This window comes from Pseudomonas congelans, assembly GCF_900103225.1.
Lineage (GTDB): Bacteria > Pseudomonadota > Gammaproteobacteria > Pseudomonadales > Pseudomonadaceae > Aquipseudomonas > Aquipseudomonas congelans.
On sequence record NZ_FNJH01000009.1, the window covers coordinates 1 to 24008 of the forward strand.

The window sequence follows — 24008 nt, forward strand, 5'->3', positions numbered from 1 at the left end:
ATAGGTGTTCTCCCGGACACCTATCGTTCCTCACGCTCCAGCGTGGGAATGCATTGCGTGACGCTCCGCGTCACAGGTCTGAGTCGCGCCGCCCGTTCAAGATCGGACGCAGAGCATGGGAGCTATGAATGGCCCCCTACTCAATTCCCGCCGACGGCGAAGTTGGGCAGGCTCTGCACCGGGGTGGCGAATTCGTAGGGGATTGAGATCAGCTCATTGCCCGAGTTGCGCTGCACAACGAAGTGCAGGTGCGGGCCGGTGCTGTTGCCGGTATTGCCCGACCGCGCCAGCGCTGTTCCGACACTCACCCGCTGACCTTCCCTGACACTCACTGAGCCACGCATCAGGTGCAGGTAGACGCCCATCGTGCCGTCGTCGTGCAGAATGCGCACAAAGTTGCCTGACGCATTCGAGCCCCGCCCTGACTGGCTGTTTTCGATCTTCACCACCGTGCCGCCGCGCGCGGCAATGATCGGCGTTCCCTCCGGCATGGCGATGTCCATTGCATAGCGCCCCTTGACGCCGTAATGGCTGTATCTGCCATTCGGTCCCTGGGTCAGGCGAAACGGCCCGCCAATCCATGGCAGCGGGTATTTATAGGCCTGCACCAAGCCCTTGGGATCGCCCAGGGTTGAACTCAGCACCGAGGCGTAGTTCATCGGCTTGCTCCCCACCTTGGGGCTCAAGACCACCACGCGCTGGTTACTGCGCGCCGGGATCGTGCGGCGCAGCGTTGCTGACGAGCCAGAGACCCCCAACACGTTGGTCACACTGGAAAGCCTGAGTTCGACTTCGACAGGGGCGTACAGATCGTTGCGTACATACAGGCTGTGTACGCCCCTTTCACGCCTGACACTCAAGTGCACCTGGCCGTCGATGCGCTCGACCATGCGGTCCCGAAACACCATGACCGATGCGCCGGGCGTCGGCCGGTCCGAAAAGGACACCACGCCACTGGCATCGGTGAATTTATAAATCGTGACAGCCCCGGCCGACTGCACAGTCAACGTCAGGGCAAACAGGATAAACAGGCGTTCAAGCATCGGAGATGTTCGGGTTCAAGGGCACTGGGGGCCAAGCCTAGCAGCCTTGCAGGCAGAAGAGGACGCAAGGGTATCAATCGGACATGAATGAAGCGTCAAGGAAGGCACGTCAGACGCACGTTACGCAGTGTCGTGTGACACCGCGCAAGGCTCATGCAGCAGCGGTATGCCATTCAGCTCAGAAGCGGGTATCAGGCGCCCGGGATGAAGTGTTTCTGCGCGGTGCCACGAGCAATGAGGCGCGAAAGGTAATCGAGCTTCTGCGCGTCATGATCGACAAAGCGGAAGGTCACTTGCAGCCATTCGCTGTCGGGCTTCTGCTCGAACGCGGCGACTGAGTGCAGATAGCCATTCAGGCGCGCCACTTCGTTGCTCTCGCCCTGCTCAAGGTCCAGCACCGCACTGTCGAGTACCTGTGGCAGGTTTTCGCTGACGCGTATCACCAGTGTGGCGTCTTTCAGGGTAAGGGCCTTGATCACACACGGCTGAATGCCGTTGGGCAGGCGCAACTGGCCCTGTCCGCGACCAGTCGGCTCTGCCGATCGGGCGGGTGCAGGCGCTGGCTTGGGGGCTGCTGCTGCGGCTGCAGCAGGCGCGGCACGAACCACTTCGGCCTTGCCACCGGTCAATGCACTCAATGAGTCATTGAGCGGCGAGTTCATACGCGCCGGGGCTGTGGACATGACGGCGTCAAGCTTGCCGACTTTGGCCAGCGCTTTCTTGACCTTGGTCAGCAGCTGCTCATTGGTGAACGGCTTGCCGACAAAATCGGTTACTCCGGCCTGAATGGCCTGCACCACGTTTTCCTTGTCACCACGGCTGGTCACCATGATGAACGGAACGGTTCTCAGGTAATTGTCCTGCTCACGGCACCAGGTCAACAGCTCCAGGCCGGACATTTCGGGCATTTCCCAGTCGCACAGAATCAGATCGAACGACTCTTTGCCCAGCAACGTCTGAGCCTTGCGACCATTGACTGCATCCTCGGTATGAATCCCGGGAAAATAATTGCGCAGCCCTTTCTTGACCAAGTCGCGAATGAAAGTCGCGTCATCCACCACCAATACACTGACCTTACTCATCGACGCTCCTGCGGGCGTGTTCACCTGGAGGCGAACTGCGGTATGCCAACACGCCCTTTGTTTCGGCAAGCATAGCGTTGACTGATAGCCAACTGCCATATTGATTGACTGCGCCGCGACATTTAGTCCGCTGGCGACGGGAAATACTGATCTGCACAACGAAAAACGCCCAGCGCGTGCTGGGCGTTTTTCTCGCAGGCAATCTTACTTATCGTCAGCGTTGCCCGGAACATTAGCGGTTTCGCTCGATATACCCTGCACTTCTTCCTTCATGCGCTTGAGACCCATGTGCCGCACGTCGGTCCCGCGCACCAGGTAGATCACCAGCTCGGAGATGTTGCGTGCATGGTCGCCGATTCGCTCCAGAGAGCGCAGCACCCAGATGACGTCCAGTACCCGGGAGATCGAGCGTGGATCTTCCATCATGTAGGTCGCCAGCTCGCGCAGGGCCGTCTTGTACTCGCGGTCGATGGTCTTGTCGTACTGCGCAACCGACAGGGCCAGCTCGGCGTCGAAACGGGCGAAAGAATCCAGCGCATCGCGCACCATGTTGCGCACCTGATCGCCGATGTGACGCACTTCGACGTACCCGCGCGGTGCCTCGCCCTCTTCGCACAGTTTGATGGCACGGCGCGCGATCTTGGTCGCTTCATCACCAATGCGCTCCAGGTCGATCACCGACTTGGAAATGCTGATGATCAGGCGCAGGTCGGATGCTGCAGGCTGGCGACGAGCCAGAATGCGCAGGCATTCCTCGTCGATGCTGCGCTCCATCTGATTGATCCGGTCGTCGACCTCGCGAACACGCTGGGCAAGACCGGAATCGGCCTCGATCAGCGCCGTGACCGAATCGTTCACCTGCTTCTCGACCAGGCCACCCATTTCAAGCAAATGGCTGCGAACGTCTTCGAGTTCAGCGTTGAACTGTTGGGAAATGTGATGCGTATGGCTGTCTTTGTGGATCATGCTGGGTGTCCTTGGAACGTCCGGTTAATTGCGAAAACGCAGCGGTGGTTCAGGGCTGACGAAGCACGTACTACCCGTAACGACCGGTGATGTAGTCTTCTGTCTGTTTTTTTGCCGGGTTGGTGAACAAGGTATCCGTATCACCGAACTCGACAAGTTTGCCCATGTACATAAACGCGGTGTAATCCGACACCCGAGCCGCCTGCTGCATGTTGTGGGTAACGATCACAATGGTGTATTTCGATTTCAGTTCGTAGATCAGTTCTTCGACTTTAAGGGTCGAAATCGGATCGAGTGCCGAACAGGGTTCGTCGAGCAGCAGGACTTCCGGCTCCACGGCGATCGTTCGGGCAATGACCAGACGCTGCTGCTGCCCCCCGGACAAACCCAATGCCGACTCATGCAGTCGATCCTTGACTTCATCCCAGAGCGCAGCGGCTTTCAGCGCCCACTCGACAGCTTCATCGAGCACGCGCTTCTTGTTGATCCCCTGAATGCGCAGCCCGTAGACCACGTTTTCATAAATCGTCTTGGGGAACGGATTGGGCTTCTGAAACACCATGCCGACGCGCCGACGCAACTCGGCGACTTCCTCGCCCTTGGTGTAGATGTTGTGACCGTACAGGTTGATCGCACCGTCGACCCGGCAACCATCGACCAGGTCGTTCATGCGGTTGAAGCAGCGCAACAACGTCGACTTGCCACACCCGGACGGACCGATGAACGAGGTCACCTTCTGCTTCGGGATATTCAGGGCAATATCGAACAGCGCCTGCTTGTCGCCATAGAACAGATTCAGGCCCGGCACTTCGATGGCCACGCTTTCGTCGGCCAGATCCAGGCTTTGCTTGTGACGCCTCAGGGCCGACATGTTCATGCCACTCGTCGGGCTTTCATGCTGCATGGATTGCTCCTGTGCGAACTATTCGCGTCATCGAACGGCCGCGTTTGCCAAAGGGCGAATTCGGGATCAATTGTCGAGTGCCTTGTACTTTTCCCGCAAATGGTTACGGATGCTCACCGCCGACAGATTGAGCAAGGCGATGACCAGTACCAGCAGCAGCGCGGTGGCATAGACCAGCGGGCGTGCTGCCTCGACGTTGGGGCTCTGGAAGCCGACGTCGTAAATATGGAAACCCAGGTGCATGATCTTCTGGTCGAGATGCAGATAAGGATAGTTGCCGTCCAGCGGCAGCGACGGCGCCAGCTTGACGACGCCCACCAGCATCAAGGGTGCAACCTCGCCGGCGGCACGCGCCACCGCGAGAATCAGCCCGGTCATCATCGCCGGGCTGGCCATTGGCAACACGATCTTCCACAGCGTCTCGGCCTTGGTTGCACCCAGCGCCAGCGAACCTTCACGCAGGGTCAGCGGAATGCGCGCCAGCCCTTCTTCCGTGGCCACAATCACTACCGGCACAGCGAGCAGTGCCAGGGTCAGCGAAGCCCATAGCAGGCCCGGCGTACCGAACGTCGGGGCAGGCAGCGCTTCGGGAAAGAACAGCCGATCCACCGAGCCGCCAAGCACATAGACGAAGAACCCAAGGCCGAACACGCCGTAGACAATCGCCGGCACACCGGCGAGGTTGTTCACCGCGATGCGAATCAACCGGGTAACCGGCCCCTGACGCGCGTACTCACGCAGGTAGACCGCCGCCAGCACGCCGAATGGCGTGACGATCACGGCCATGATCAGGGTCATCATCACCGTGCCGAAGATCGCCGGGAAGATACCGCCTTCGGTATTGGCTTCGCGTGGATCGGCGCTGAGAAATTCCCACAGCTTCTCGAAGTAGAAGCCAAGCTTGGTCACCGTACCCATCGCATTGGGCTGATAGGCACGCACCACTTTGCCCAGGCTGAGTTCGATCTCTTTGCCGTTGCCATCGCGTGCGGTCAGGCTGTCGCGATCAAAGGCCTGGTGCAGGCCGTCAAGACGCGCCTCGATAACCTTGTAACGCGCATCCAGCTCGGCCCGCTCGGCAGCCATGTCCGCTTGCGCGGCGGCATCCAGCCGCCCATCGAGCTCCAGCTTGCGGGCCTGCAGACGCAGGCGCTCGATGCCGTGATTGATGGCACCGATGTCTTTCTTTTCCAGGGTATAAAGTTCGTCAGCCAGCTTTTCGACGCGTTTGATGCGCGCTTGCAGGGCCGGCCAGGCCGCCTCGCCTTCGGCCACGACGCGCCCGCCTTCCTTGACGTTGACCAGATAGCCGTAAAAATTGCCCCACTCGCGGCGCTCCAGCGTCATCAGGTCTGCGGGACGGCTCTGTCCGGTCAGCCATTCGCCCACCACCCAGTTAAAGTCACTGGGGTTGAGATCGCGATTGCCAACCTTGTACAGCTCGCGGGTCATGAACTCCGGCCCTTGATCAGGCACCGGCAGGCCCGCGCTTTTCAGGCGCGCACGAGGTACTTGCTCCTGCTCGACCCGCTCACCGACCAGAACGCTCGATTCCTGATTGGGTACCGCGTACTGAGCGCTCACCAGGTCGGCGGGCCAGAAATGCCCAAGGCCACGCACGGCGATCACCGCCAACAGGCCGATGGTCATGATCACAGCGATGGATACGGCGCCCGCACTCATCCAGACGCCGGGGGCGCCACTTTTGAACCAGTTCCTGAGGGAGTTCCGCTTCACCAACGCCTACCTTCCTTACAGCGACGAATATTGCTTGCGCAGACGCTGACGAATCAGCTCCGCGAGGGTGTTCATCACGAAGGTGAACATCAACAGCACCAACGCCGCCAGAAACAGCACCCGATAATGGCTGCCGCCCACTTCCGACTCCGGCATCTCCACCGCGACATTGGCCGCCAGCGTGCGCATGCCTTCAAACAGGTTCATGTCCATGATCGGCGTATTGCCGGTCGCCATCAGCACAATCATGGTCTCCCCCACTGCCCGGCCCATACCGATCATCAAGGCGGAAAAGATGCCGGGGCTGGCGGTCAGGATCACCACCCGCGTCAGGGTCTGCCACGGCGTCGCGCCCAATGCCAGCGAACCCAGTGTGAGGCTGCGCGGCACACTGAACACGGCGTCTTCGGCAATCGAATAAATGTTGGGGATCACCGCGAACCCCATGGCGATACCGACCACCAGCGCATTGCGCTGATCGTAGGTGATACCCAGATGGTCACGAATCCAGGTGCTCATGTCCCCGGCGAAGAACCAGCTCTCCAGGTGCGGGCTCATGCTCAGCGAGAACCAGCCCACCAACAGCACGACCGGAATCAGAATCGCGCCTTCCCAGCCATCGGGAATACGCAGGCGAAGCGAATCAGGCAGACGGGTCCAGAAAAAGCCCGCCAACAAAATGCCGATCGGCGTGAGCAGCAACAGGCTGAAGATGCCGGGCAGATGCCCTTCCAGGTACGGGGCCAGAAACAATCCGGCAAAAAAGCCGAGAATCACTGTCGGCATCGCTTCCATCAATTCGATCACCGGCTTGACCTTGCGGCGCATGCCCGGGGCCATGAAGTAGGCGGTATAGATCGCGGCAGCAACGGCCAGCGGTGCGGCCAGCAACATCGCGTAGAACGCCGCTTTCAGCGTGCCGTAGGTCAACGGCGCCAGGCTCAGCTTGGGTTCGAAGTCGGAGTTGGATGCCGTGGACTGCCAGATGTACTTGGGCTCATCGTAATTCTCGTACCAGACCTTGCCCCACAGCGAACTCCAGGAGACTTCCGGGTGCGGGTTGTCCAGCGTCAGCGGCAGCAGCTTGCCAGCACTTTCAATCAGAATCCGGTTGGCGCGTGGCGATAGCGCCAGAATGCCGGGGCCCTCGGCGACCTTGTCGATCAGCAGGGTGCGGTGCGCCGTGCTGTGGAATACGCCCAGCTTGCCGGAAGCATCCAGAGCGATGAAGCCCTTGCGGCGCTGCTCGGCCTTGATCTGCGCGATAGGCGCGCTGCCGAGGCTGAAATCGCGGATGCGCATCAGACGCTGCTCGCCGTCAGTGTCCCGGGCCATGAACCACTGAGACATGCTGCCCTTCGAGTTGCCGATGATCAGCGAAATGCCGCCAACCAGCTGAGCGCTCGCCGTGATCTCGGCATTGCCGTCTTCCAGCAGTTTATAGCGGCCATTGAGGCTGCGATCGCGCAGGCTGAACACATCCGCCTGCGCGCGCCCGTTGATGACATACAACCATTGCTGGCGCGGGTCGATGTAGATCGCCTTGACCGCTGCGGACATCTGCGGCAACTCGACACGCGTCTGCTCGCGGGTCATCTCGCCGGTCATCATGTTTTCTTTCTGTTCGAGCGAGATGACATGCAACTGAGTGCCGGTCGCCCCTGCCAGCTTGAGGCTGTCGCCATCGGAACTGACAGTGACATGCTCGACCGCACGCCCGGCCTCATCCAGTACCAAAGGCGCTTCGCCGTAGGGCCAGGCCACGCTCGGGGTGATGGTTTTCCGATCGTTCGGGTAGGTCGTCAGGTACGAGTGCCTGAACACCAGGACCTGACCGTTGGACAAGCCAAGGGCTATCAGTGGCGCACCGGGCTGATCCTTGCCGATGGACGCAACGGACACGCCAGCGGGAAGCGGCAAGGCAATGCGCTGCAGCTCTGCGCCGTCCTCGATGTTGAAAAAGACCACCTCGCCCTTGTCGGAAATGCGCATGCCGATCTGGTTCTGCTCTTCGATGGTGATCATCAGCGGCGCGCCGGCGTCCTGCAGCCAGGCGGCATTCAGCGCTGGTTCGGCGGTCAGGCTGGCGCCTTTGAAAAGCGGCGCAACGACGTAGGCAAGGTAGAAGAAGATCAGCGTGATGGCCGCCAGCACGGCAAGGCCACCAATGGCGACGTACCAGTGAGTGAGCCGGTCCTTAAACGCACGGACACGACGCTTTCGCACCATCGCAGGAGTATTGAAATCAATACGCGCTGGAGGCGAACTCTGGTCCATCGTCGATTTGAACAGCTCATTCATGCGCACACACCGTAGACGCCTTGTATGACAGAAACATTACAGCAAGGTGACGCAAGAAAGCCCGCTGCCTGCGAAACCGGCGGCGGACTGTTCAATTTGTGTGCAGGCCAGTCCATTGAGCCTCACTCGCAACGTGTACGTGACTACTTCACCGCCACGCCCTGCAGGCCAAGATCAGCCAGCGCCTTCTCCACGACACGGGCAGGCAGCGGGATATAACCGTCCTTCATCACCACTTCCTGGCCCTGTCTCGACAGCACCAGTTTCACAAATTCGGCTTCCAGCGGCGCCAAGGGCTGGTTCGGCGCCTTGTTCACATACACATAAAGAAAGCGCGACAGTGGATAACTGCCGTTCAGGGTATTGGCTTCGCTGTCTTCGACAAACTCGCCCCCTTCCTTCTTCGCCAGCGGAACAGTCCTGACGTTGGATGTCTTGTAACCGATGCCCGAGTAACCGATGCCGTTAAGCGAATTGCTGATCGCGCTGACCACCGAAGCAGAGCCGGGCTGCTCGTTGACGTTGGCCTTGAAGTCGCCTTTGCACAGGGCTTCTTCCTTGAAATAACCGTAAGTGCCCGACACCGAGTTACGACCGAACAACTGGATCGGTTTGCCTGCCAGATCGCCGGTCACGCCGACATCACCCCAGGTTTTCGCGTCGGCCCTGGCGCCGCACAGGCGGGTCGCGGAAAAGATCGCGTCCACTTGCTGCAGGGTCAGGCCCTTGATCGGGTTGTCCTTGTGCACGAAAACCGCCAATGCATCCACCGCGACCGGAATGGCGGTCGGCTTGTAGCCATGCTTCTGCTCGAAAGCCGATAACTCGCCGTCTTTCATCTTGCGGCTCATCGGGCCCAGATTGGCCGTGCCCTCGGTCAGCGCGGGTGGCGCCGTGGAGGAGCCGGCCGCTTGGATCTGGATATTCACGCTCGGGTATTCTTTCTTGTAGGCCTCGGCCCACAGGGTCATGAGATTTGCCAGGGTATCGGAGCCGACACTGGAGAGATTGCCCGACACACCGGAGGTCTTGGTATAGGCCTTGATGGCAGGGTCGACCGCAGCCAGCGTATTGGCTGCCGTCACTACGGCGGCAACCAATGTCAGTGCAGTCATCAAACGCTTGAGTGTCATCCTTGCGCTCCCGGCAGGGTATGTAGGTGTCCACGAGCCTTGTTTGGCCAGTCTTGTGACTACTCTATGAATTGATTATGACAATAAGATGAAAAGGCTATCGACCTGTGCAGGTAGATAGCCTTTGGCTGTAGCGGTGCCCGAGCGATTTGACAGCGGGGGATGATCAGCGCTTTCGGCTCAGCAAAAACACACCGATGGCCATGCCCAGGCCGCAGAGAATAGCGACGTACCACGCCGGCCCCATCGGACTGCTCTTGAGCATGAAGGTCACGACCATCGGCGTCAGACCTCCGAAAATCGCGTACGCCAGGTTGTAGGAGAACGACAGCCCCGAGAAGCGCACCACAGGCGGAAATGCCTTGACCATGACATAAGGAACCGCGCCGATCGTACCGACGAACAGGCCCGTCACGGCATACAGCGGAAACAGCACCTCAGGATGGCTGCCGAGGATGTGATAGAACGTCCACGAACTGATCAGCAAACCTGCGCTGCCCAGCAGGAACACCCAGCCTGCGCCGAAACGATCCGCCAGCGCGCCGGCAGCGATGCAACCGATACTCAGGAAGACAATGGCCAGGCTGTTGGCTTTCAGCGCCGTAGCAGCCGGAAAGCCATAAATGGTCTGCAGGATGGTCGGCGTCATCAGGATCACGACAATGATGCCGGCAGACAGCAGCCAGGTCATCAGCATCGACAGCGCAACGGCGCCACGATGATCGCGCAGTACCGCCTTGAGCGGTACCTCCTCGGCCAGTGCCTTGCGCAGTTGCAGCTCGGCAAAGACCGGCGTTTCATGCAGCAGGCGGCGCAGATACACCGACATCAGGCCGAACACGCCACCCAGCAGGAAAGGGATACGCCATGCGTAATCCGAGACCTCGACCGGGGTATAGATGCTGTTGATCGCCGTGGCGACCAGCGAGCCCAGCAGGATGCCTGCTGTCAGGCCGGCGGTCAGGGTGCCGCAGGCATACCCGACACGACGTGCAGGCACATGCTCGGACACAAAGACCCAGGCTCCCGGCACTTCACCGCCGATGGCGGCACCTTGAATGACGCGCATCAACAGCAGCAGAATCGGCGCCCACATGCCGATCTGCGCGTAGGTCGGCAACAGACCCATGATCAGGGTCGGCACCGCCATCATGAAAATGCTCAGCGTGAACATCTTCTTGCGCCCCAGCAGATCGCCGAAGTGCGCCATGATAATGCCGCCCAGGGGCCTCGCCAGATAACCGGCGGCGAAAATGCCGAACGTCTGCATCATGCGCAGCCAGTCGGGCATGTCCACCGGGAAAAACAGTTTGCCGACCACCGCCGCGAAAAACACGAAAATGATGAAGTCGTAGAACTCCAGCGCGCCACCCAGAGCCGACAGCGAAAGGGTTTTGTAATCGCTGCGAGTCAAAGGCCGCGCAGGCTGCGTGGAACTTGAAGGAACAGATGACATGACAAGGCTTCTCTTTACTTATTCTTTGAAAAGGGGCGAGCGACAGCGACGCTGGCTGCTGCGGGGTGCCGTGCAGAAGCGATTGTCGGGAGCAACGGCGCAGATAGGCACCAAAATTGCGTGTACAGGCAGTCTTGTCACCTGTAGAGGTCCAGCAAGATAGCAAATTGCTACAAAAAACACATGGCAGAACTGCCACTGACACAAAATGAAGACCCACGGTCGTTCTATGACGCAACGCCCGATATACTCGCAAGTCGTCAACAGCCTTGGGAAGTTGTGCGAAAACGTCTGAATCAGCGGGTTTCGCAGAGTTTCCCTTTGGGCCACACCGGCGCAGAACACACAATGTTCATGCTCATGGTTTTGAATGGCACCTGTTAACCGCGACATACAATAATGAGAGTCATGGGTCAGAGGCACCCTAGGCATGATCGAGCTCGAACAAGAAGATCCAACCCCGCAAGGCGACCTTGCCCTGCAAATCACCGCCCTTCCCCGCGAAACCAATGGCTTTGGCGACATCTTCGGCGGCTGGCTGGTGTCCCAGATGGACCTGGCAGGTACAGCGATGGCCAGCAAAGTCGCGGGTGGCCGTGTGGCGACCGTCGCCATAGATCGCATGGCGTTTCTGGTCCCGGTCGCGGTCGGCGAACAGCTTTCCTTCTATACCCGCACCCTGGAAGTCGGACGCACCTCGATCAAGATGATGGTCGAAGTGTGGAGCGACGACCCGCTTACCAGCGAATGGCGCAAGGTCACCGAGGCTGCGTTCGTGTTCGTGGCGATAGACCCCAGCGGCCGGACCCGCTCGGTTCCCGCGCGACGGTAAATTGTCGCTCGGCTACAGATTGGCTGCCCGGTTAAACTCGCCCTGCATGAAGCGGTCTATTTTCGTCACGGTCATTGAGTGAGAACTATGCATGCCAACATCCCCGGTTGAACCCACCGTCGAATCCATCCTTTACGATGAGCTGAACTGCTGGCGTATTTGCCACGGCGAAGCTGAGCTGCTGGTTGCGCAACAAGGCGCACACATCCTCAGCTATCAAGTGGCCGGGCAGCAGCCGCTGGTGTGGCTGAACGAAGAGGCCGTTTTCAAACGCGGCAAACCCATTCGTGCAGGCATGCCGATCTGCTGGCCGTGGTTCGGTAATCTGGATCGCAACCCGCAAAGCGTGCAGGCCATGCGCGACAGCAGCGAGCCGGCCAAGGCACATGGCGAAGTGCGAGCGCTGGACTGGCAGTTGTTGGGTATCGGCGCAGATGGCGACGCACTGCTGGTGGAGTTCGTTCTTCCCGAGGCCGAAGGCCACTTGCCGGGCTGGCCGCACAACGTCGCCCTGAAACTGAGCATTCGTCTTGACCACGCACTGAATGTCAGTCTGGTCAGCTACAACTGTGGCACTGAGCCTGTGGTAATCAGCCAGGCGCTGCACACCTATTTCGCAGTCAGCGACGTACGTCAGGTCAGCGTCGAAGGGCTCGACGGCCTGCGTTACATCGAAACCCTGGAAAACTGGGAAGAACGCGAGCAGAGCGGCGACCTGACCTTCACAGGCGAAACCGACCGCATCTACAAGGACACGCCGGGCGTGCTCAGCATCGTTGACCCAGAGTGGCAGCGACGCATCCACATCCGCAGCACGGGCTCGAACTCAGCCATCCTGTGGAACCCGTGGATCGAGAAGACCGGCAAGTTCACCGACATGGCGGCAGACGGCTGGCAGCGCATGGTCTGCGTCGAAACCGCCAACGTGCTGGATGACGTGGTCACGCTGGCCCCTGACCAGATGCATGTTCTGGGTGTGAGTATCTGGAGCGAGGCGCTCTGATCAGGAATTGATCAAGCCCATCAAAGGTCCGATTCAACCACCACACGGACCTTTGACGCATCCATCGCGTACGCCGCATCGGCAAGATCGTTACTGACCTTCTCGATTTTCAGGGTGCCTTCTACCCACAGTGGTGTGTAGATATCATCCAGTTTCAGGCCCTTGGGGTAACGCACCAGCACCAGCTGGTTGGGCGGCGGTGGCGGAACGTGGATGCAGGCGCCCGGATAAGGCACGATGAAGAACAGCGTGCTATGGCCTTTGGCGTCGGTTTCGAGAGGCACAGGATAGCCGCCGAGACGAATCGTCTTGCCGTTCATGGCCGGGACGGTTTTGGTCGAATACATGACCGCAGGCAAACCCTTGCTCTGCTTCAACCCACCCTTGCTGTCGAACGTGCCCATGGCTTCCGGAGAATTGTGGTCAATCTCGGGCATGGCTTCGAGGGCTTTTTGGTCGGACTTGGGCATCAGCTCAAGCCAGTCGGTTTCCGGCAACTGGGCGTGTGCAGGTCCGGAGAGTGCGGATAACAGCAGAAGAGTCATCAACAGGAAGCGACGCATGATAAAGCTCGGCAAAGGGGTGGACAGTTGCCGAGCATTCTAGCCCTCTGCGCACTGTAAAACAGAGGGCTGACGCATAAACGTTATTTCTTTCTGATCATGCCGTAGATAACCAGCAGGATGATTGCACCTACCAGCGCGCCGAGGAAACCTGCACCCTCGCCTGCCTGATAGATACCCAGCGCCTGACCGCCGTAAGTGGCTGCGAGCGAACCGGCGATACCCAGCACGATGGTCATGATCCAGCCCATGCTGTCGTCGCCCGGCTTCAGAAAGCGAGCCAACAGACCAACGATCAGGCCGATAAAGATGGTTCCAATGATACCCATGCCATTTCCCTCTGTATTAAGTGAATAGGCCCGGGCTAATAGCAGCCCCGACTTACTGCTATCTGAGAACAGCGACAGGGAATGGTTCCGGCGAAGTGGTCAGTTTGCTTCGGGGTGGAGAATTCTTCATGCATGACAGGGCTGACACCCGATGATTCTCGTTCCCACGCTCCGCGCCAGGCTGCAGATTCGTGCCGCGGAGCGTCACCCAATGCATGCCAACGCGGAGCATTGGCACGATATTCAGCTGGATTTGTGTAAAACGCAGAGCGCAGAGCATCGGCACGATAGCCGCTGACCTGATCAGCCCTTGATCAGCGCCTCTACCAACTTCACCTGACGATCCAGCGTGACGCGGTCGGCACTGCGGACAGTGGCGTGTCCGACCTTGCGGCCAGCCTTGAACGCCTTGCCATAGTGATGCAGGTGGCAGTCTTGGACAGCGATGACCTTGTCCACTGCCGGCACTTCACCGATGAAGTTGAGCATGGCGCTTTCGCCGACCTTGGCTGTAGAGCCCAGCGGCAGACCGGCAACCGCCCGCAGGTGGTTTTCGAACTGGCTGCACTCGGCGCCTTCGGTGGTCCAGTGACCGGAGTTGTGGACGCGCGGCGCGATCTCGTTGGCTTTCAGGCCACCGTCGACCTCAAAGAATTCGAATGCCAGCACGCCCACGTAATCCAGCTGCTTCAGAACGCGGCCGGCGTAGTCTTCGGCCAGTGTCTGCAAAGGATGATCGGTACTGGCGATGGACAGACGCAGGATGCCGCTGTCATGCGTGTTGTGCACCAGCGGGTAGAACCGGGTCTCGCCATCACGCGCACGTACTGCAATCAACGACACTTCACCGGTGAACGGCACGAAGCCCTCCAGCAGGCAAGGCACGCTGCCCAGCTCGGCGAATGTGTCGACCACATCGGCCGCCGAACGCAGGACCTTCTGGCCCTTGCCGTCATAACCCAGAGTGCGGGTCTTGAGCACGGCAGGCAGACCGATGCTGGCTACCGCGGCATCCAGGTCGGCCTGCGACTGAATGTCGGCGAATGCCGGCGTCGGGATGCCCAGGTCCTTGAACATGCTTTTTTCGAACCAGCGATCACGCGCAATGCGCAACGCCTCGGCGCTCGGATAGACCGGTACGAACTGTGACAGAAACGCCACGGTCTCGGCCGGAACGCTTTCAAACTCGAAGGTCACCAGATCGACTTCATCCGCCAACTGACGCAGATGATCCAGATCGCCGTAATCGGCACGCAGATGCTCACCAAGTGCCGCAGCACAGGCGTCCGGCGCGGGATCGAGAAAGGCGAAGTTCATGCCCAGCGGCGTACCTGCCAATGCCAACATGCGGCCCAGCTGGCCGCCACCGATTACACCGATCTTCATGGAAAAACCTCAGGCGTGGCGTGGGTCTGGATTGTCCAGGACGCTGTCTGTCTGCTCAGTGCGAAATTTCTTCAGCGCTGCGTGGAATTGCGGGTGCTTTGCGCCGAGGATGCTCGCTGAAAGCAGCGCTGCGTTGATTGCACCCGCCTTGCCGATGGCCAGGGTCGCGACCGGGATACCGGCCGGCATCTGCACGATCGACAACAGCGAGTCGACACCCGAGAGCATCGAAGACTGCACCGGAACGCCCAATACAGGCAGGTGAGTCTTGGCAGCGCACATGCCCGGCAAGTGAGCAGCGCCACCGGCACCGGCGATAATCACCTCAATGCCACGGCCTTCCGCTTCGTCGGCGTACTGAAACAGCAGATCCGGTGTGCGGTGAGCTGACACTACCTTGACTTCAAAAGGGATGCCGAGCTTTTCCAGCATATCGGCGGTGTGGCTAAGGGTGGACCAATCGGACTTGGAGCCCATGATCACGCCAACCAGTGCGCTCATCGTCGTGCCTCTCATCGGGCGCCCGCAGGCGCGTCTTAAAACAACAAGCCACGCGGGGAGACCGGCGTGGCTTGTTGTACGAATAGTGACCGATTTAACCGGCCAAAGGCCGCGCAGTATAACGCAAAGTAGTGCGTTTAAAGCACCTGCAATCACCTTCTGTCAGCAGTCCTGCAAGACATCGACACAGACAGGGCCGGCAGCCCCCAAGTGAGCCGGAGTCCTGCCAACGTTACGCTGGAACTCCGACACGTTAACCGGCGCATCTTACGCCATGACACCCCTTGGCCTACCGCGTCAGGCGCAGAGTGCGACTGTCAGGCACAAACCGTATTTGTTTAACTGCCTCATCGACATTTGAAGTCGATATCTAACCTGACGCTCAAGGATGAGAACGTACCCATGAAGAACACACTGAAAACCTGGCTGTCACTGGTCATCTTTTTTTACCTGCCGTTTGCCAGCGCCGGCGGTCCCAATCTGGGACTGTTCCTGATCATGCACGATCAACTTACAAAACATGAACGCGCTGAACTGGCGGATAGCTACTTGAATCCCCTGCTCGCTCAGTTGGAGGAAATCACCGGACGCAGGACAACGGTCACGCTCATCGAAAACGAACCAGGACTGACAAACTTCGCCTATCGCGGGGAGGAGCTGGACAAGCTGCTATACCGGTTGTCCAGGGAGAGCATCGAATATGCAAAAGCAAAGAACCTGCCGAGCCCTTCGGAGCGGCATAAATATGTGCTGGTCACTTCCAATAAAATCAACGGGACAGTACACGGCGTCACGGCAGAAGCCTATAACGTCGCAATGGCGTCCCTTAAAGATTACAACACGCTGCCACACGAAGTCGGCCACCTGTTTGGTGCCGAGCATGAGGCTGCAACCGGTTTTCCATGCCAGACGACGATGTGGGAAAACTCCACTACATCGATTATCCCCTGCTATTACTTCAGCGACGCCAACAAGCAACTGATTCGCGACTACGTCGACAACATACCCGGCGTTGAGTGAATAATCGGCCGGGCATGAATCATCATACCCGGCCATTTTATGCTCAGCCTGCTGCCGCAGGGCTTTCAAGCTTGCGCCACAGCAGGCGTACATTGGCCTTGCGCACCAATGCGCAGCGATACAGGCGGATCTCCAGCGGCACATGCCACTGCGGTCCGCCACAGACCACCAGTTCACCGCGTGCCAGTTCGGCGCGCACACTCAATTGCGGCACCCAGGCAATCCCCAGCCCTTCCAGCGCCATGCTTTTCAGGCTGTCGGCCATTGCCGTCTCGTAGACCGTGGTGAAGCGCAGATTGCGTTGACGCAACAACAGGTTCACCGAACGCCCGAGAAAGGCCCCGGCACTGTAGGCAAGCAGCGGCACACTGCCCTCGCCTTCCATATCGAATAACGGCAGCCCCTCGGCATCGGCAGCACAGACCGGCAACATCTCGGTATGCCCCAAATGCAGCGAGGGAAAGATTTCGGCGTCCATCTGCAGCGCGGCATCGGGATCGTAGAACGCCAGCATCAGATCACAGCCACCTTCGCGCAACGCGTGCACCGCATCACCGACGTTGGTCGCCACCAGACGCGTTGCAATGTTCAGCCCTTCGTTGCGCAACTGGGCGATCCAGCGCGGAAAGAATCCAAGCGCCAGAGAGTGCGCCGCGGCAACCTGCATGACCTCGCCCTGCCCGCCTTCCAGATGATGCAGATGGCGCACGACTTCGCCCAGTTGCTCGACCACGGTACGTGCCGTGACCAGAAACAATTGTCCGGCGGCGGTCAGCTCGATGGGTGTACGCGAGCGATTGACCAGCGTCAGCCCCAGCGCCGATTCCAGACTGCGAATACGCCGGCTGAATGCCGGCTGAGTCACGAAGCGACGTTCGGCGGCCTGAGAAAAGCTGCGGGTGGCCGCCAGGGCGCTGAAGTCCTCCAGCCATTTGCTTTCCAGATTCATCAGGTCCTCCCGGACAATGGATGACGGCTTCGACAGGCAATTACGCATGCCCAATGGCACCGATTTGCAGCGCCCCGATGGGACGCCCGTCGATGAAGTGCGGATACATGCCCGGACGGCGCAGCAGATACGATCGAAGAAGCGCACCGGTGCGACATTTTGCCCCCTTTACGCACTGAACGGAATCCAGGTCACGCGCTGATTATGCCGTTATTGCATAGCCCAGCGTTTAACAGCATTGGTCAATCGAGGGTGGCAAGCCCACTATTCGTGGCGTTCCGGCATTGTCCGTGCCTTTTGAGACTTTTTTTATCATGTCCTCGCCTGCATCATCGCGCATCGAAAAAGACCTGCTTGGTGTTCTCGAAGTACCTGCCAACGCTTATTACGGCATCCAGACCCTGCGAGCGGTGAACAACTTTCACCTCTCCGGCGTGCCGCTTTCGCACTACCCGAAACTGGTAGTCGCGCTGGCCATGGTCAAGCAGGCGGCAGCGGATGCAAACCATCAGCTCGGACACCTCAATGACGCCAAGCATGCGGCCATCAGCGAGGCCTGTGCCCGCCTGATCCGCGGCGACTTCCATGATCAGTTCGTGGTCGACATGATCCAGGGCGGCGCCGGCACGTCCACCAACATGAATGCCAACGAAGTCATCGCCAACATCGCTCTGGAAACCATGGGTTTCGAAAAAGGCGAATACAAACATCTGCACCCCAACAACGATGTCAACATGGCGCAGTCGACCAACGACGCGTACCCCACCGCGATCCGTCTGGGTCTGCTGCTGGGTCACGACGCCCTGCTCGCCAGCCTTTCCAGCCTGATTCAGGCCTTCGCCGCCAAGGGCGAAGAATTCAACCATGTGCTGAAGATGGGCCGCACCCAGTTGCAGGACGCCGTTCCAATGACCCTGGGTCAGGAATTCCGCGCCTTCGCCACCACCCTGACAGAAGACCTCAACCGCCTGCGCAGCTTGGCTCCCGAGCTGTTGACCGAAGTCAACCTGGGCGGTACCGCCATCGGCACCGGGATCAACGCCGACCCCGGCTATCAGAAGCTGGCAGTCGATCGCCTGGCGCTCATCAGCGGCCAGCCTCTGGTGCCTGCAGCCGACCTGATCGAAGCGACCTCCGACATGGGCGCCTTCGTGCTGTTCTCGGGCATGCTCAAGCGTACTGCGGTCAAGCTGTCGAAAATCTGCAACGACCTGCGCCTGCTGTCCAGCGGCCCGCGCACCGGCATCAACGAAATCAATCTGCCGGCACGCCAGCCAGGCAGCTCGATCATGCCCGGCAAGGTCAACCCGGTGATCCCGGAAGCGGTCAATCAGGTGGCCTTCGAAATCATCGGCAACGACCTGTCGCTGACCATGGCTGCCGAAGGCGGACAATTGCAGCTCAACGTGATGGAGCCGCTGATCGCCTACAAGATCTTCGACTCGATCCGCCTGCTGCAGCGCGCCATGGACATGCTGCGCGAGCACTGCATCGTCGGCATCACGGCCAACGAACAGCGCTGCCGCGAGCTGGTCGAGCACTCGATCGGTCTGGTCACCGCCCTGAACCCTTACATCGGTTACGAGAACTCCACCCGTATCGCCCGCATCGCGCTGGAAACCGGCCGCGGCGTGCTGGAACTGGTGCGTGAGGAAGGTCTGCTCGACGACGCCATGCTCGACGACATCCTGCGCCCGGAAAACATGATCGCTCCCCGTCTGGCCCCCTTGAAGGCCTGACAGGAATGACCTGCGCAACCTGCTCACCAGATTGAGGGCCTAGACACCCCTCAATTTTTTGAGGGTCTGGGAGTGATTCTCCAGACCCTTTTTTTTGCCTGCAGCAAAGGGCTCCGACACTGGACCCAGAGCCTTCGGCACCCTACTTTTGCGGAGTCATCCGTGGAAGTATTCATTCATCGTCGCGAATGAAGAATCAGCCGTCCAAGAAAGCGACTACAGACGTAAAAACTTTGCACCGGTATAGTGCGCCCCCTCAAAAGTAGCGAGGAATAACAAAAATGCTGGAAATGATTAACGACTTTCTCTCCGGTAAGGTACTGATCGTACTTATCGTAGGCCTGGGTAGTTACTTCACGATCCGCTCGCGTTTCGTTCAGTTTCGACATTTTTTCCACATGTTCTCGGTTTTTCGCGACAGTCTGCGCAGCAGCGCGGGCCAGTTGAGTTCGTTTCAGGCCCTGATGCTCAGCCTGGCGGGCCGCGTCGGTGCCGGTAACATCGCAGGCGTCGGCATTGCCGTGACACTCGGTGGTCCGGGTGCCGTATTCTGGATGTGGGTGACCGCACTGGTCGGCATGGCCAGCAGCTTCATCGAGTGTTCCCTCGCTCAGCTCTACAAACGCAAGGATTCCGAAGGTCAGTTCCGTGGCGGTCCGGCGTTCTACATCCAGTATGGTCTGGGCAAGCGCTGGCTGGGTATGGTCATGGCGGTATTGCTGCTGGTGACCTTCGGTTTTGCCTTCAACGGCCTGCAGTCGCACGCCGTGACCGACTCGCTGAAAAGCGCGTTCAACGTCGATACCCGCACCACCGGCATCTGCCTGGTCGTGCTGCTGGGCCTGGCCTTCGTCGGCGGCATCAAGCGTATCGCGGCCATTTCCGACCTGCTGGTTCCGGTCAAGACCCTGATCTACATCGCGGTCACCATCTACGTCATCGCCCTGCAGATCGACCACGTTCCCGGCATGCTGATGACCATCGTCAGAAGCGCCTTCGGCCTTGATCCGGTATTCGGCGGCCTGATCGGCAGCGCGATCGTGATGGGCGTCAAGCGTGGCGTCTTCGCCAACGAAGCCGGTCTGGGTAGTGCGCCCAACGTGGCTGCCGTGGCACAGGTCGAGCACCCGGTGGCACAGGGCGTGGTTCAGGCGTTCAGCGTGTTCCTCGACACCTTCGTGATCTGCACCTGCACCGCCTTGCTGATTCTTCTGTCCGGTATCTACGACATCGGCTACGACGGCAACGGCATCGTTCTGGCACAGAACTCGCTGGCAGCCGTGGTCGGTGACTGGGGCAGAGTGTTCATCAGCGTGGCGCTGGCACTGTTCGTCTTCACCTCGATTCTCTACAACTACTACCTGGGCGAAAACAGCCTGCGGTTCCTGTTTGGCGAGAAGATCCAGACCATCATCATCTACCGCATCGCGGTGCTGGTACTGATCATGTGGGGTGCCGTCGTCGACCTGAAAGATGTACTGGCGTTCGCCGACATCACCATGACCATGCTGGCGTTCGTCAACCTGATCGCGCTCGCAATGCTGTTCAAAGTCGTCAAGCGCATTTTGAATGACTACGATGCGCAACGCCGGGCCGGGGTCAAGACGCCGGTGTTCGATTCCAGCCAGTTCCCTGATCTGGACCTGGACCGCAATGCATGGCCGGCCAATCCGACCCGTCAGTCGACACAGGATGCCGAAGCGGCAGCCAAGTCTGTGCCAGAAGCACGATAACCACCGCGACACTACGCCGGAGAAGAGCCATGCCTCATGACGGACAACAACCTGCCCAACGCGTGATGGTTCTTTACACCGGCGGCACCATCGGCATGCAGGCCAGCGCCAACGGCCTGGCACCGGCCTCCGGTTTCGAAGCGCGAATGGCCGGGCAACTGGCCGAGCACCCGGAACTGGTGGTGCCGCAGTGGCGCTTCCGTGAGATGTCGCCGCTGATCGACAGCGCCAACATGACGCCTTCCTACTGGCTGCGCCTGCGTGAGGCGGTGATCGAGGCGGTTGAGGTCGAAGGCTGCGATGCGGTGCTGGTGCTGCATGGCACCGACACCCTGGCGTACAGCGCGGCGGCGATGTGCTTCCAGTTATTGGGGTTCAGCGCGCCGGTGCTGTTCACCGGTTCGATGCTGCCTGCCGGCGTGCAGGACAGCGATGCCTGGGAAAACGTCAACGGCGCCCTGCTGGCGCTGGGTTCGGGTCTGGTGTCAGGCGTGCAGCTGTATTTTCACGGGCAACTGATGACACCCGTACGCTGCGCGAAAATTCGCAGCTTCGGTCGGCAACCGTTCGCACCGCTGCAACGCTCGCGTGGCGGCCATGCGGTGATTTCGCTCCCTGACGCATTGAACTATCGCCAGCCGAAGACACTGGCAGAGGTGGCGGTATTGCCACTGTTTCCCGGTGTCGGTGCTGCCCAGCTGGACGGCCTGATCAACAGCGGTATCCGCGGTCTGGTGCTCGAATGCTTCGGCAGCGGCACCGGCCCCAGTGACGATCCGCAATTTCTGGCCAGTCTGGAGAACGCGCGAGCGCTGGGTGTCTGTGTGGTTGCGATTACCCAGTGCCATGAGGGCGGTGTCGAGTTGGATGTCTACGAAGCGGGCAGCCGTCTGCGCGGTGCAGGCGTACTCTCCGGTGGTGGCATGACCCGTGAAGCAGCGCTCGGCAAACTGCATGCCCTGCTGGGCGCAGACCTGACCACCGAGGAAGTACGGCGCCTGGTCGAACTGGACCTGTGCGGCGAGCTGCGTTAAGCGGCTGCTTCTGCTTTACCCGAGGCGTCACGCACTCGCGCGACGCCTCCCCCCTTCACGAAGCCTTGCATTCTTCCTGTGCGCCCCTGAGCATCGAATCCAGATTGCGCTCGATGTTTTCGCACAATGCCGTCATCTGAATCTCGTGTTCACTGGCACGGAACGGGCTCTGCAGGTCGGTACCGATCTTCTCGATCGCCAACAGCATGAAACCCACCACCGTCGACGCCAGAGGCGTGAACCAGCCAAGGGTTTCGACCAGGCCAATCGGTACGATCAGGCAGAACAGCGTGATGAACAGGCGCGGAAAGGCCACGTACGGATAAGGCAACGGTGTATTGGCAATACGCTCCATGCCGCCCTGGCAATTGGAGATATCCACCATGGTCGACTCCAGACGCGCCAGACGAATGCTGTCCAGCCGTCCGGCCTGATACTCCTTGGCCAACAGCGCAGCCGACGTATTGAGCAGGTCGTTAGGGAAGTTATTGGTGTCGTGACGACGTTCGAATTCCTCGCGAGGAATCAGCATCTGAACCTCATCACCACATTTGGCGCCCTTCAGGTGTGCAGACAGGCACTTCACATATGCAACATGGCGGCGCAACAGCGTGGCCTTGACCGGGTTGATCCCGTCGTCATCCTCGACCAGCGTCAGCACCTGCCGGGCGAAGCTGCGCGAACTGTTGACCAGCGCGCCCCATAGCGTGCGGGCTTCCCACCAGCGGTTATAGGCACTTGAATTGCGGAAGCTGGTCAGCACCACCAGCGCCGAGCCCAGCAGGGTCAACGGCATGGACGGCAAGGTGATCTTGCGCTCCAGGTAGAGCATGAAGTCGACCGTGACAATCACGTCCCAGATCAACAGCCAGAAAAGCGACCACCCTACATAGCCGATGGTCTTGCCGAGAAAACGGATTTTCGAAATGATCGTTTGCTGCAAAAGAACCACCCCATCGAAAAATAAGCGAACCGCATACGCACAGTTACCGCATGGCCTTTGAATACGAAACCGGCAGTTGGTTCGCAAGCGGCCCGCTTATCTCGGGGTTTCAGACGTTTTCAGCAGCCACTCAATGCCACCTGCGGACGCTCGCCGGTGAAGAAAACCGGCCGCAGGCGGACGCCGATCACGTTACCGGCGTAGGCTGCCACCAGCCACAGCCAGCCGTGCAGGCTGCCGGAGGCAATGCCGCTGAAGTACGCACCGATGTTGCAGCCGTAGGCCAGGCGCGAGCCGTAACCCAGCAACAGGCCGCCAATGACCGCCGCCACCAGCGAGCGCGTGGGGATATCGAGGCTGGGCGCAAAACGACCCGCCAGACCTGCCGCAAGTAACGCGCCGAGCATGATGCCGATGTCCATCACACTGGTGATGTCTTCCCACACCGGAGCCGCCAGCGCCTTGGCGTTCGCAGCGCTCTGCCAGAACACCCAGCTGCCGACGTCCACACCTAGCCCACTGGCCACCTTCGCACCCCATAGCGCGAACGCCGATGTGATACCCCACGGACGACCGGCCAACGCCAGCGTTGCGTAGTTGAGAAGCGCCAGCGCGATAGCGCCCCAGACCAGAATCCACGGCCCGCGCAGCACACGGCTAAGGCCGCGATGGTCAGTGACTGGCGGCGCTTCAAGCTGGCCATGACGGCGCTTTTCGAGCTTGACGGTCACCAGGGCAATCAAGGCGAACAGCGCCAGATTGACCAGCAGCGCAGGCAGTACGCCGAAGGTTTTGACCACCGATACGGCCGGGAACGAAGGCAGGGCAAACCACCAGTCGACGTGATGGGTGGCAATCAGTGAGCCGAGGATGAAAAACAGCAGCGTCACCAGCATTCGCGCATTGCCACCGCCGGCAGTGAACAGTGTGCCGGACGCACAGCCACCGCCCAGCTGCATGCCGATGCCGAAAATGAACGCGCCGACGACGACCGAAACTCCGGCCGGCGCAACCAGGCCGGTGACCGGCTGGCCAAACAGCGTGCCCGCGCCCAGTGCCGGGAAAAACAGCAGCACGGCAACCGCCAGCATGACCATTTGCGCGCGCAGCCCTGCACCCCGCCGCTCACGGATGAATACCCGCCACGCCGAGGTGAAACCGAATGCCGCGTGATACAGCGTTACGCCCAGCGCCGCGCCGACGATCCACAGCATCACCTGGCGGGTGCCGACACTGAGCAGAAGGAACTGGGCGCCCATCAGCAGCAGGAACAGCGCGGCCAGCGGCGCGCCGAACTTGCGTCCGGGTGTTGCAGTAAGAGAATTGTTCATGGGTATCTCAAGGACAGGTAACA

At 59.9% G+C, this 24008-nt stretch carries 22 protein-coding genes; 7 read left to right on the forward strand and 15 right to left on the reverse strand.

Annotated features, from left to right (window positions below; genetic code table 11):
* Positions 1 to 140 precede the first annotated feature (140 nt).
* From BLR20_RS22605 to BLR20_RS22640, 8 genes are all read right to left on the reverse strand, one after another.
* Positions 141 to 1043 carry a peptidoglycan DD-metalloendopeptidase family protein gene (locus tag BLR20_RS22605; protein WP_032611151.1) on the reverse strand — a complete coding sequence of 301 codons (903 nt, stop codon included), beginning with the start codon at positions 1041 to 1043 and terminating at the stop codon, positions 141 to 143.
* A gap of 191 nt (positions 1044 to 1234) precedes the next feature.
* Positions 1235 to 2125, reverse strand: coding sequence for a response regulator (locus BLR20_RS22610; RefSeq protein ID WP_032611152.1), 891 nt, complete (start codon positions 2123 to 2125; stop codon positions 1235 to 1237).
* A 204-nt stretch (positions 2126 to 2329) separates the two neighbouring features.
* The gene (phoU, locus tag BLR20_RS22615; RefSeq protein ID WP_003340338.1) at positions 2330 to 3091 is read right to left on the reverse strand and encodes a phosphate signaling complex protein PhoU; all 762 of its coding nucleotides are present in this window, start codon (positions 3089 to 3091) and stop codon (positions 2330 to 2332) included.
* 70 nt (positions 3092 to 3161) lie between these two features.
* On the reverse strand, positions 3162 to 3995 hold the full coding sequence (gene pstB, locus BLR20_RS22620) for a phosphate ABC transporter ATP-binding protein PstB (RefSeq protein WP_010426570.1): 834 nt from the start codon (positions 3993 to 3995) through the stop codon (positions 3162 to 3164).
* Positions 3996 to 4061: 66 nt separating this feature from the next.
* Positions 4062 to 5678, reverse strand: a complete 1617-nt coding sequence (gene pstA / locus BLR20_RS22625; RefSeq protein ID WP_186005899.1) for a phosphate ABC transporter permease PstA — start codon at positions 5676 to 5678, stop codon at positions 4062 to 4064.
* Between the two features lie 69 nt (positions 5679 to 5747).
* Complete coding sequence (locus BLR20_RS22630) at positions 5748 to 8033, reverse strand: ABC transporter permease subunit (RefSeq protein ID WP_010426572.1); 2286 nt, start codon at positions 8031 to 8033, stop codon at positions 5748 to 5750.
* Between the two features lie 143 nt (positions 8034 to 8176).
* On the reverse strand, positions 8177 to 9166 hold the full coding sequence (locus BLR20_RS22635; protein WP_054993350.1) for a phosphate ABC transporter substrate-binding protein PstS: 990 nt from the start codon (positions 9164 to 9166) through the stop codon (positions 8177 to 8179).
* A 166-nt stretch (positions 9167 to 9332) separates the two neighbouring features.
* Complete coding sequence (locus BLR20_RS22640; protein ID WP_010426575.1) at positions 9333 to 10622, reverse strand: MFS transporter; 1290 nt, start codon at positions 10620 to 10622, stop codon at positions 9333 to 9335.
* Positions 10623 to 11052: 430 nt separating this feature from the next.
* Between BLR20_RS22640 and BLR20_RS22645 the strand changes: the two genes are divergently transcribed.
* Together BLR20_RS22645 and BLR20_RS22650 are read left to right on the forward strand one after the other, a co-directional pair.
* Complete coding sequence (locus tag BLR20_RS22645) at positions 11053 to 11454, forward strand: acyl-CoA thioesterase (RefSeq protein WP_010426577.1); 402 nt, start codon at positions 11053 to 11055, stop codon at positions 11452 to 11454.
* 91 nt (positions 11455 to 11545) lie between these two features.
* Positions 11546 to 12457: a D-hexose-6-phosphate mutarotase gene (locus tag BLR20_RS22650; protein ID WP_032611156.1), complete on the forward strand. Its 912-nt coding sequence runs from the start codon at positions 11546 to 11548 to the stop codon at positions 12455 to 12457.
* Positions 12458 to 12477: 20 nt separating this feature from the next.
* On the opposite strand, the gene BLR20_RS22655 is transcribed toward BLR20_RS22650, so the two are convergent.
* The 4 genes from BLR20_RS22655 to purE form a co-directional block, all read right to left on the reverse strand.
* Positions 12478 to 13020: a DUF3299 domain-containing protein gene (locus BLR20_RS22655; protein WP_010426582.1), complete on the reverse strand. Its 543-nt coding sequence runs from the start codon at positions 13018 to 13020 to the stop codon at positions 12478 to 12480.
* An 83-nt stretch (positions 13021 to 13103) separates the two neighbouring features.
* Complete coding sequence (locus BLR20_RS22660; protein WP_003401269.1) at positions 13104 to 13349, reverse strand: GlsB/YeaQ/YmgE family stress response membrane protein; 246 nt, start codon at positions 13347 to 13349, stop codon at positions 13104 to 13106.
* A gap of 303 nt (positions 13350 to 13652) precedes the next feature.
* Positions 13653 to 14735, reverse strand: a complete 1083-nt coding sequence (locus tag BLR20_RS22665; protein ID WP_010426584.1) for a 5-(carboxyamino)imidazole ribonucleotide synthase — start codon at positions 14733 to 14735, stop codon at positions 13653 to 13655.
* Between the two features lie 9 nt (positions 14736 to 14744).
* Complete coding sequence (gene purE / locus BLR20_RS22670) at positions 14745 to 15236, reverse strand: 5-(carboxyamino)imidazole ribonucleotide mutase (RefSeq protein ID WP_003340324.1); 492 nt, start codon at positions 15234 to 15236, stop codon at positions 14745 to 14747.
* 402 nt (positions 15237 to 15638) lie between these two features.
* Between purE and BLR20_RS22675 the strand changes: the two genes are divergently transcribed.
* Positions 15639 to 16256 carry a zinc metalloprotease gene (locus BLR20_RS22675; protein WP_032611158.1) on the forward strand — a complete coding sequence of 206 codons (618 nt, stop codon included), beginning with the start codon at positions 15639 to 15641 and terminating at the stop codon, positions 16254 to 16256.
* 43 nt (positions 16257 to 16299) lie between these two features.
* On the opposite strand, the gene BLR20_RS22680 is transcribed toward BLR20_RS22675, so the two are convergent.
* On the reverse strand, positions 16300 to 17205 hold the full coding sequence (locus BLR20_RS22680) for a LysR substrate-binding domain-containing protein (RefSeq protein WP_032611160.1): 906 nt from the start codon (positions 17203 to 17205) through the stop codon (positions 16300 to 16302).
* Between the two features lie 16 nt (positions 17206 to 17221).
* Here BLR20_RS22680 and BLR20_RS28005 point away from each other — a divergent pair, with 16 nt between their 5' ends.
* The 4 genes from BLR20_RS28005 to BLR20_RS22695 all read left to right on the forward strand — a co-directional run bounded on the left by BLR20_RS28005 (position 17222) and on the right by BLR20_RS22695 (position 21711).
* Positions 17222 to 17407 carry a hypothetical protein gene (locus BLR20_RS28005; protein ID WP_010426589.1) on the forward strand — a complete coding sequence of 62 codons (186 nt, stop codon included), beginning with the start codon at positions 17222 to 17224 and terminating at the stop codon, positions 17405 to 17407.
* A gap of 112 nt (positions 17408 to 17519) precedes the next feature.
* Entirely contained in the window at positions 17520 to 18944 is a 1425-nt protein-coding gene (gene aspA / locus BLR20_RS22685; protein ID WP_003432831.1) for an aspartate ammonia-lyase, read from the forward strand.
* A 281-nt stretch (positions 18945 to 19225) separates the two neighbouring features.
* Positions 19226 to 20677 (forward strand): alanine/glycine:cation symporter family protein, encoded by a 1452-nt coding sequence (locus BLR20_RS22690; RefSeq protein WP_010426591.1) that lies wholly within the window; start codon positions 19226 to 19228, stop codon positions 20675 to 20677.
* A 29-nt stretch (positions 20678 to 20706) separates the two neighbouring features.
* The gene (locus BLR20_RS22695; RefSeq protein WP_010426592.1) at positions 20707 to 21711 is read left to right on the forward strand and encodes an asparaginase; all 1005 of its coding nucleotides are present in this window, start codon (positions 20707 to 20709) and stop codon (positions 21709 to 21711) included.
* 55 nt (positions 21712 to 21766) lie between these two features.
* Here the strand turns inward: BLR20_RS22695 and BLR20_RS22700 are convergent, their stop codons facing one another.
* A complete protein-coding gene (locus BLR20_RS22700; RefSeq protein ID WP_003316074.1) occupies positions 21767 to 22654 on the reverse strand; it encodes a bestrophin family protein in 888 nt (295 codons plus the stop codon).
* A gap of 119 nt (positions 22655 to 22773) precedes the next feature.
* Entirely contained in the window at positions 22774 to 23985 is a 1212-nt protein-coding gene (locus tag BLR20_RS22705; protein ID WP_054993351.1) for a YeeE/YedE family protein, read from the reverse strand.
* Positions 23986 to 24008: the final 23 nt, after the last annotated feature.

Coding starts and splice junctions, on each gene's coding strand:
- BLR20_RS22635 (WP_054993350.1), bottom strand. CDS start 9,166: ATGACACTCAAGCGTTTGATGACTGCACTGACATTGGTTGCCGCCGTA.
- BLR20_RS22605 (WP_032611151.1), bottom strand. CDS start 1,043: ATGCTTGAACGCCTGTTTATCCTGTTTGCCCTGACGTTGACTGTGCAG.
- BLR20_RS22640 (WP_010426575.1), bottom strand. CDS start 10,622: ATGTCATCTGTTCCTTCAAGTTCCACGCAGCCTGCGCGGCCTTTGACT.
- BLR20_RS22650 (WP_032611156.1), top strand. CDS start 11,546: ATGCCAACATCCCCGGTTGAACCCACCGTCGAATCCATCCTTTACGAT.
- BLR20_RS22655 (WP_010426582.1), bottom strand. CDS start 13,020: ATGCGTCGCTTCCTGTTGATGACTCTTCTGCTGTTATCCGCACTCTCC.
- purE (WP_003340324.1), bottom strand. CDS start 15,236: ATGAGCGCACTGGTTGGCGTGATCATGGGCTCCAAGTCCGATTGGTCC.
- pstA (WP_186005899.1), bottom strand. CDS start 5,678: ATGAGTGCGGGCGCCGTATCCATCGCTGTGATCATGACCATCGGCCTG.
- BLR20_RS22645 (WP_010426577.1), top strand. CDS start 11,053: ATGATCGAGCTCGAACAAGAAGATCCAACCCCGCAAGGCGACCTTGCC.
- BLR20_RS22695 (WP_010426592.1), top strand. CDS start 20,707: ATGCCTCATGACGGACAACAACCTGCCCAACGCGTGATGGTTCTTTAC.
- BLR20_RS22665 (WP_010426584.1), bottom strand. CDS start 14,735: ATGAAGATCGGTGTAATCGGTGGCGGCCAGCTGGGCCGCATGTTGGCA.
- BLR20_RS28005 (WP_010426589.1), top strand. CDS start 17,222: ATGGATGACGGCTTCGACAGGCAATTACGCATGCCCAATGGCACCGAT.
- phoU (WP_003340338.1), bottom strand. CDS start 3,091: ATGATCCACAAAGACAGCCATACGCATCACATTTCCCAACAGTTCAAC.
- BLR20_RS22690 (WP_010426591.1), top strand. CDS start 19,226: ATGCTGGAAATGATTAACGACTTTCTCTCCGGTAAGGTACTGATCGTA.
- BLR20_RS22680 (WP_032611160.1), bottom strand. CDS start 17,205: ATGAATCTGGAAAGCAAATGGCTGGAGGACTTCAGCGCCCTGGCGGCC.
- BLR20_RS22610 (WP_032611152.1), bottom strand. CDS start 2,125: ATGAGTAAGGTCAGTGTATTGGTGGTGGATGACGCGACTTTCATTCGC.
- BLR20_RS22630 (WP_010426572.1), bottom strand. CDS start 8,033: ATGAATGAGCTGTTCAAATCGACGATGGACCAGAGTTCGCCTCCAGCG.
- pstB (WP_010426570.1), bottom strand. CDS start 3,995: ATGCAGCATGAAAGCCCGACGAGTGGCATGAACATGTCGGCCCTGAGG.
- BLR20_RS22660 (WP_003401269.1), bottom strand. CDS start 13,349: ATGGGTATCATTGGAACCATCTTTATCGGCCTGATCGTTGGTCTGTTG.
- BLR20_RS22705 (WP_054993351.1), bottom strand. CDS start 23,985: ATGAACAATTCTCTTACTGCAACACCCGGACGCAAGTTCGGCGCGCCG.
- BLR20_RS22675 (WP_032611158.1), top strand. CDS start 15,639: ATGAAGAACACACTGAAAACCTGGCTGTCACTGGTCATCTTTTTTTAC.
- aspA (WP_003432831.1), top strand. CDS start 17,520: ATGTCCTCGCCTGCATCATCGCGCATCGAAAAAGACCTGCTTGGTGTT.